6 protein-coding genes are annotated in these 7,978 nt (G+C 65.4%); all 6 read right to left on the minus strand.

Annotation, left to right across the window (positions count from 1 at the left end; all coding sequences use genetic code 11):
* Window positions 1-2: 2 nt before the first annotated feature.
* From M3465_RS13885 to M3465_RS13910, 6 genes are read right to left on the minus strand one after another with little or no spacing between them, the layout of a single operon-like run.
* On the minus strand, window positions 3-2,285 hold the full coding sequence (locus M3465_RS13885; protein ID WP_249502364.1) for a S9 family peptidase: 2,283 nt from the start codon (window positions 2,283-2,285) through the stop codon (window positions 3-5).
* 8 nt (window positions 2,286-2,293) lie between these two features.
* On the minus strand, window positions 2,294-3,286 hold the full coding sequence (locus M3465_RS13890; protein WP_249502365.1) for an ABC transporter ATP-binding protein: 993 nt from the start codon (window positions 3,284-3,286) through the stop codon (window positions 2,294-2,296).
* Complete coding sequence (locus tag M3465_RS13895) at window positions 3,283-4,266, minus strand: ABC transporter ATP-binding protein (protein ID WP_249502366.1); 984 nt, start codon at window positions 4,264-4,266, stop codon at window positions 3,283-3,285. Before M3465_RS13895 ends, M3465_RS13890 begins: the two co-directional genes overlap by 4 nt.
* Window positions 4,263-5,153 (minus strand): ABC transporter permease, encoded by an 891-nt coding sequence (locus M3465_RS13900; protein ID WP_249502367.1) that lies wholly within the window; start codon window positions 5,151-5,153, stop codon window positions 4,263-4,265. The genes M3465_RS13895 and M3465_RS13900 overlap by 4 nt, the downstream gene beginning before the upstream one ends.
* Window positions 5,137-6,081: an ABC transporter permease gene (locus M3465_RS13905; protein ID WP_249502368.1), complete on the minus strand. Its 945-nt coding sequence runs from the start codon at window positions 6,079-6,081 to the stop codon at window positions 5,137-5,139. The genes M3465_RS13900 and M3465_RS13905 overlap by 17 nt, the downstream gene beginning before the upstream one ends.
* Window positions 6,082-6,096: 15 nt before the next feature.
* Entirely contained in the window at window positions 6,097-7,695 is a 1,599-nt protein-coding gene (locus M3465_RS13910) for an ABC transporter substrate-binding protein (protein ID WP_249502369.1), read from the minus strand.
* Window positions 7,696-7,978: the final 283 nt, after the last annotated feature.

Genomic DNA, 7,978 nt, shown 5'->3' on the forward strand with positions numbered 1-7,978 from the left:
GGTCAGGTCAGGTGGCGCAGAAGAAAATCGATCTCGCGGCGCACAACGTAGGGCGCGCGCGGGAAGCTGTAATGATCGTCATTCGGCGTGATGAGCATCTCGAACGCCTTGCCCGCGTCGATCAGCGCGGCGGCAAGGCGCTGGGTCTGGGCGGGATGCACGTTGTCGTCCATATCGCCATGGCCCAGAAACAGCGCGCCCTGCAGTCGGTGCGCCAGCGGCGCGTTGGCGGCGGCGTCGTAGCTGGTGCTGCCATCGGGGAAGCGCTCAAGCGGGCCGTTCCACTTTTCCGGCCAGGCATGGTTGTAAAGGCGCGGATCATGGCTGCCGGCGGTGGCGACGGCAGCTTTCCACACCTCGGGATGCGCCAGCACCGCGCGGGCGGCGGCGTGGCCCCCGGCGGAATGGCCCATGATCCCGATGCGCGCCGGGTCGAGCGCGGGGCGGCTGGCGCAAAGCTGCTCCAGCGCGGCGGCGTGATCCTCCAGATGGCCGGGATCGTGCAGGCGCTTGTGGCAGGCATCGTGGAGCGCCTTGGACCGGAACGGCGTGCCGCGCGCATCGATGATGACAGCGGCCAGCCCCAGTCTGGCAAACACGCCCGCCAGCGCGGTCTTGAAGAATTCGGACGGATCGGCGGGAAAGGCCGACAGTGGCGCTTCGATACATTGCGGGCCAGGATAGACCATCTCGACCAGCGGGATGGAGCGATCCTCTGCCGCGCCTTCGGGCATCCAGATCATGCCGTGGATCACCGTCTCGCCATCGGCGGCGGTGGCGGTGAACGGCTCGGGCAGGATCATCCCCTCCGGCGGCGCTGTCGCCTCTTCCAGCTGCGCGACCAGCGTGCCATCGGCGCGGCGCAGTTCAGACACGGGCAGGCCGTCCAGAGGAGCGCGGGCGCTGACGAAATGCCGGCCATCGGGCGCAACCGCTGCCGGTTGGGGCGTCAGCCGCCGCGCCTCTTCGACCATATCCCGCCAGCCGGGGGCGCGCATGGCAACGTCGTGATCGCCGCGCTCGGGCGTGAGGACCTGCACCGCGCCGCCGTCCAGAGACACCGCGCAGACCGCGCGTTGATAGGGCGTGTCCCCTTCGGTGATCCCGCCGGCCAGGAAAAGCACACGCCGCGCCGCTTCATCGACGGCGAGGATGTCGCGCACCACCCATGGCCCCCGCGTGAGCTGCCGCAGCGTCTTGCCGGTTCCCAGATCGACGAGGTAGAGATGCGCCCAGCCATCCGCTTGTGAGAACCAGATCGCCTCGTTGCTGCGATCGAGGATGCGGATATTCGGCACACGGCCGAATTCCATGTTCACATCGGCGAATGTCTCGCATGTCTCCGCCACGATCTCGCGCGTTCGGCCGGTGGTGGCGTCGGCCTCGATCAGCGCGATGCGCGTCTCGAACCGGTTATGATCCAGCAGCCAGAGGCGGGCGCTATCCGCGCTCCACCAGGTTTCGAGCTTCTCGATGGTCGTGGTTTCGGTGGCGTGTTGCGGCGGGACGTCCAGATGCGAGATCTGCCCCGACAGCACGTCGATCACCGCGTGATGGATCATCGGCAGGTCGGGATCGCCGGTGAAGGCAACGCGCAGATCGTGCAGCACCGGCCGCAGGCTGCCATCGTCGGGGATATGCTGCACCAGCGGCAGGCGGCGCACGCGGCGTTCGTCAAGCTGATGGGTCAACACCTTGCGCGAATCCGGTGACCAGACGGCAACGGGGGGCAGGGAGATGCCGCGCCGGGCGATATGGAGGGTCTCAAGGCTCTGATCGGGGGATTTGGCCCATTCGAAATGCGCCGCGCCAGTGGTGGTCAGCCGCGTTTCCGCGCCGCTGTCCAGATCGCGCAGCCACAGATCGCCCGCCCGCCGAAAGAGCGCGCGCCGCCCGTCGGGGGAGGGCAGCGCATCCGGCCCGCAACGGCGGGGCCGTTCCAGCACCAGCGCTGTGCCATCGAAGCCGTAGATCGCGCCATCGAGCGCGATGCGGGCCGCGCCCGGGTCGAGCAATTCGATGCGGTCCAGCGCCGCTTCGGGCCGGTCCGTCACCGCGCCAAGAGCCTTGGCCAGCGCGGCGCTGTCGAAAACGGTGCGGCGCGTGCCGGTTTCCGTCTCAACGCAGATGAACTCCGGCAACGTTTCTGTCTCGCGCCGATACCAGAACGCCGCGCCATCCTGGAACCAGACCGGATCGACCCGCCGGTTGCGCACCGTCTTTGCCAAGGACCAGGGCAAATAGGGCGTGACCTGCGCCCAGAGCGCTTCATCGATACCGGGCATGGGACACCTCAGCTTTGGGACAGAAAGGACGCGACGCCGACAGGGTAATGGCAGGTGAACCGCCGCGCCGCGTCTTGCGTGACTTCGGGCGCATGGGTGCGGCATAGCTCGCGGGCAAAGGGGCAGCGGCCGTGAAATTCGCACCCCGCGGGCCGCCGCAGAAGGCTCGGCATCTCGCCTTCCAGAGTGATGCGTTCGGGCGCCGCCTCGGGATCGACGACCGGGTTCGCGGATAAAAGCGCCGCCGTATAGGGGTGGCGCGGGTCGTGGAACACGGTGTCCGTTTCGCCCAGTTCGACGAAGCGGCCCAGATACATGATCGCCATGCGATCCGCGATATGGCGCACGATATTGAGGTTATGCGTGATGACAAGCAGCGCCAGACCCAGCCGTTCGCGCAGATCGTTGAGCAGGTTGAGCACCTCGCCCTGCACCGACACATCAAGGCCCGCCGTCGGCTCATCCGCGATGATCAGCTTTGGATCGAGCGCCAGCGCGCGGGCCACGCCGACGCGGCGGGCCTGACCGCCCGACAACTCGTGCGGCCGCCTGTCCGCCATCGCGGGCGGCAGGCTTACCAGATCGAGCAGGTCTGCAATCTTCGCATCCATGTTGTCGGGCGTCTCGCCATGAATGCGGAACGGCTCCTCCAGCAGTTGGCGCACTGTCAGGCGCGGGCTGAGCGAGCTGACGGCATCCTGGAAGATGAAGGACACATCGCGCCGCAGCCTGTGCCGCGCGGCGGCGTCCATAGCCAATATGTCTTTGCCCTCGAAGGTGACGTTGCCCGACACGTTGCGCCCAAGACCGGCCACCGCGCGCGCCAGCGTCGTCTTGCCGGAGCCGGATTCGCCGACCAGCGCGAGCGTTTCGCCCGCCGCGAGGTCGAAGGACACGCCCGCAACGCCGCGAATATCCGCAGGTCCGCCGCGTAGCCGCGACAGCAGTCCGCCGATGGGAAAGGCGACCTCCAGATCGCGGACGGACAGAAGCGCGCTCATGCCGGCACCTTTGGATCGCGCAGGTGGCAAAGCACCAGATCGGACCCGCCCGAGGCGACGGGGCGCGGATGCAGGCTGTCGCAGGGGGCGAACCGCTTGGGGCAGCGGGGGGCAAAGACGCAGCCGGGCGGCACGTCGATCAGCCCCGGAACGGTGCCGGGGATGGTGGGCAGTGCGCGGCTGCGCTCCTTGATCTGGGCGGGATCGCAGGCGAAGAGCAGCTCGGTATAGGGATGTTGCGGCGCGTCGAAAATCGCGCGGGTGCCCCCGTGTTCGACCAGTTCGCCGGCATACATGATGTTGATCCGGTCGCACAGTTCGGCCACGACGCCCAGATGGTGCGTGATAAAGAGGACCGCGCAGCCGATCTCCTCCTGCAATTCGCGCAAAAGTTCGATGGTGCGGATTTCCAACGTTGCATCGAGCGCAGTGGTCGGCTCGTCCGCGATCAGCAGATCCGGTTCGGCCATGAGCGCCATGGCGATGGCCACGCGTTGCCGCATCCCGCCGGAAAATTCATGCGGATACTGGTCCAGCCGCTTTGCCGGATCGGGGATCTGCACCTTGTCCAGCATCTCGATGGCGCGGGCGCGCTTGTCCGCGCGGCTGGCCTTGCGGCGGAACTGGATGTCGGTCATCTGCCGCCCGATGGTCAGCACCGGGTTGAGCGATTTCATCGGGTCCTGGAACACCGCCGACAGACGGTCTCCCAGAAGCCTGCGCATCTGGCGGCGGTTCAGGGTCAGAAGATCGGTATCGCCCAGCCAGATTTCGCCGCTTTCAATCGCCGCCGCGCCGCCCAGAAGGCCGAGGATCGTCTGCATCAGGGTGGATTTCCCGCAGCCCGATTCCCCCACCAGCCCGGCGATTTCGCCCTTTTGCACATCGAAGCTGACGCCGCGCAGCGCGCGCAGGCGGCCTTCGGGCGTGTCATAGCTTACGCTGAGGTTGCGCACGGAAAGGGCAGGTCTGTCAGTCATTTGCGCCCCGCGATCTTGGGATCGAACGTGTCGCGCAGCGCTTCGCCCAGGAAGGTAAAGCCCAGCGTGGTGATGATAATCGGCAGGCCGCCTGCGATCACCGGCCACGGGCTTTCGCGGATATAGGAAAACCCGTCGAAGAGGATGCTGCCCCAGGAGGGCGTGGGCGGGCGCACGCCGAGGCCGAGAAAGCTCATCCCGGCTTCGATGCCCACGACCACGGGAATATCCATCGCCGCCACGATCAGGATCGGCCCAAGGATGTTGGGCAGCACATGGCGGATGGCGATCCATGCACCGCTGGCGCCGAGCGCGCGTTCGGCGTCGATGAATTCGGCGTTGCGGACGGCCAGCGTCTGCGTGCGCGCCATGCGGCCATAGGCGGGCGCGTTGATGATGACGACCACCAGCAGCACGGCCCAGACGCTTGGCCCGGTAATGGTGACAAGCACCAGCGCCAGCATGACCGTCGGCACCGATTTCAGCGCATCGAAGATCAGCAGCAGCAGGTTATCAAGCCAGCGCGGCCCATACCCCGCGATCAGCCCCGCCGCCACACCGATCACCAGCGCCACCGCCGTCGCCCCGATGGACAGCGTCAGCGCGATCTGCGCGCCGTAAAGCACGCGGGTCAAAAGGTCTCTGCCAAGGTTGTCAGTGCCCAGCCAATGCGCCGCCGATGGCCCCTGAAACCGGTCAAGCGGGTTGAGCGCGTTCGGCTCCCATGGGGAGAGGAACGCGAAACACGCGCCCAGTACGGTGATTGCGATCAGGATCAGCCCCAGCGCCCCCAGCGGGTCGGAGACGAGCCGCGCGAACGATCCCTTGGCGCGCGGCTTTTTCAAGGGCCGGGGCGGCGTCACATCGGGTTCAGCCGGCAAGGTCATGGCGCACCCTCGGATCGAGCCAGGCAATCAGCAGATCGGCCAGCAGGTTGACGAAGACAAAGAACACCGTGGTCAGTAGCACCGCACCTGTGACGAGCGGATAGTTCCGGCTGATGATCGCGTCGAAGACCAGCTTGCCGATGCCGGGGCGGGCAAAGACGATCTCGGCAAAGACCGCGCCGGACAGCATGTGCCCGATGCCGATGCCTAGAACCGTGATGGTGGGCAGGATCGCGATGCGCAGCACGTAATCATACATGATCCGGTTTTCGGGCAGCCCGAAGGCCCGCGCGGTGCGCACATGGCTTTCGTTCATCTCCTCAAGGATCGAGGCGCGCAGGATCCGCGCGACATAGCCGATCCAGGCCAACCCCAGCGCCAGCGACGGCAGAACCAGACGGTGCAGCTTGTCCCAAAACCCTTCACCCGCGCCGATGGCCGGGAACCAGCCCAGCTGGATCGAAAAGACCAGCAGCAGGTAGATGGCGATCACGAAGGCCGGAACCGACATGACCGATACGGAAATCACCGATGTCACCCGGTCGAGCAGGCTGCCGCGATGGCGCGCCGCCATGATCCCCAAAAGGATGCCCGGCACCACCGCCACGATCACCGCGCCCAAAACAAGGTAGAGCGTGTCGGGAAACTGCGACAGCAGGATGCGCAGCACCGGTTCGCCGCTGATTGCGTCGCGGCCCAGATCGCCCTGGAACAGCGACAGGTAGAAATTGCCCATCTGCACGAGGATCGGACGGTCCAGCCCGATCCGTTCGCGAAACTCGGCCACCAGTTCCTCGCTCGCGCGCGGGCCAAGCGCGACCCGCGCCGGATCGCCGGGGATCGCGTAGGTCATCACGAACAGCACCGCGATCACGATCAAGACGACGATGACCGCCAGCCCGAGCCGCTTAAGGAAATAGAGCCACATGTGTGCGCGCCGCGCTTAGCTGGCGGGCTTGAATTCGGGGAAGACCGGCTCTCCATCGGGCCTCAGCCCCGGATCGACATCGTTGCGGTAAAGCACGCCGATGGGCACGAAGCTGAGGAAGACGAAGTCACCCGATTTCTCCATCAGATCCTGCATCCTGCGGTACATCTCAGCGCGCTTTTCGGTATCGAGTTCGGTCTGCGCAGCCTCGTGCAATTCACCGAATTCGGCATTGTCGAAGCCCTGCCAGTTCCAGATGCCGACCTGTTCGGGCGTGAACCACATGGTGGCCCAGCTTGGGTCGGGCTGCATCGAGAAGCGCATCAGGAAGAGTTGCAAATCCTGCCATTGATCGCCTTCGGACCGAACGCCGAGGCTCCAGAATGTGCCGCTTTCATATTGGTTGATCTGCACCTGAACGCCGATTTCCGCCAGATTGGCCTGGATCACCGACGCGGCGGCAAGGTTCTCCGCCGTCTGCTGGATCGCGATGGTCAGGGGGAACCCGCCGCCATAGCCAGCCTCTTCGAGCAGGGCGCGCGCCTGATCCAGATCGCGGTCGTACAGATTGGCCTCGCGCGCGCCGGGCAGGGCGGGCGCGACGATCCCCGCCGAGGGCTGCGTGCCGCCAAGGAAGGACGCATCGACCACCGCGTTGCGATCCACGGCAAGCTGAATGGCGCGGCGCACGCGCTGATCCTCAAGCTGCCAATTGTCTTCGTTGATGCCCATCCAATAGTAGTTGAGCCCGTCATACTGATCGAATGTCGCGCCGTCGGGCGTCGCATCCTTGTAGCGCGTCAGGGACGAAACGCTGGTTTCGGTGAAATCAAGATCGCCCGCTTCAAAGCCAAGTTCGGCGGTCTTGGGGTCTTCGATGGGAAAGAGGTGAATCTCGTCATATCCAGGCGCATCCAGCGTCCAGTCGGGGTTGCGCTCCAGGATCAGGCGGGTCTTCGGCTGCCATTCGCGGATGCGGTAGGGGCCGGAGAAACAGGGCGGCTGCGTGGTGAACCGCCCGCCCGCCGCCTCGATCGCCGCGCGCGGCAAGATGACGCCGCTGATCCCCGGCAGGGTGGTGGTAAAAAGCGGCGCGAACGGCGTCTTGAGGTGGATGATGCCGGTATATTTATCCGTCACCTCCACGTGATCGAGCGCGCCCCAATCGTCGATATAGGGAGATTTCAGCTCAGGATCTGCGATCCGCTCGAAGGAGAATTTCGCGTCTTCCGCTGTCATCTCGCCATAGCCGTCGCTATACATCAGTCCGGGCTGGATTTCGAAGGCGATGCGCGTGTCGTCCAGAACCTCGTAGGACTTGAACGCCTTGGGCTGGGCATTGAATTCGCGCGTGCCGGTCTGGTGCTCCAGCGCGGGAACATAGATCGCCCGCATGACCAGCGCATCCACAGCCGAGGTCCAGAAGGCCGGATCGATGTTCGAGATATCCGCATAAAGCCGCGCCCTGAGCACACCGCCCTGCGCCTCGGCCTGCGCGATCACGCCAGAGGGCCACGCCCCGAGCCCCAGCGCCGCTCCTGCAGCCGCACCCCGGCCTAGGAAGCTGCGGCGGTCGAGCTGGTTGCATCGGGCAGGTCGGGTGTCGCGGGTCATGTGGGTATCTCCGTTGTCTGGTATACGTTGCCGTGTAACAGCGGGGCTTCCCGAAGGTAAGGGGCCGCGACGGAATTTGTCCGGTAGCAATGCCGCCGCTACGCACTCGATGGCCAGTCGATCCGACCCGTGCGCATGAGGCCGAGGCCTGTGACCTAATAGATGCGACATGACAGACCGGAAGTTAATTTTAACATAAGACGGATTACACGCTGTTTACATGTAAGCGCAAAGCGATAATGTCACCCATCGGCAAAGCAGAAGTGTCACTCTCCTCGCAAAC

The sequence above is a fragment of the Marivita sp. GX14005 genome (assembly GCF_023370775.1).
In the GTDB taxonomy this organism is placed as follows: Bacteria; Pseudomonadota; Alphaproteobacteria; order Rhodobacterales; family Rhodobacteraceae; genus Marivita.

Coding starts and splice junctions, on each gene's coding strand:
- M3465_RS13885 (WP_249502364.1), bottom strand. CDS start 2,285: ATGCCCGGTATCGATGAAGCGCTCTGGGCGCAGGTCACGCCCTATTTG.
- M3465_RS13890 (WP_249502365.1), bottom strand. CDS start 3,286: ATGAGCGCGCTTCTGTCCGTCCGCGATCTGGAGGTCGCCTTTCCCATC.
- M3465_RS13895 (WP_249502366.1), bottom strand. CDS start 4,266: ATGACTGACAGACCTGCCCTTTCCGTGCGCAACCTCAGCGTAAGCTAT.
- M3465_RS13900 (WP_249502367.1), bottom strand. CDS start 5,153: ATGACCTTGCCGGCTGAACCCGATGTGACGCCGCCCCGGCCCTTGAAA.
- M3465_RS13905 (WP_249502368.1), bottom strand. CDS start 6,081: ATGTGGCTCTATTTCCTTAAGCGGCTCGGGCTGGCGGTCATCGTCGTC.
- M3465_RS13910 (WP_249502369.1), bottom strand. CDS start 7,695: ATGACCCGCGACACCCGACCTGCCCGATGCAACCAGCTCGACCGCCGC.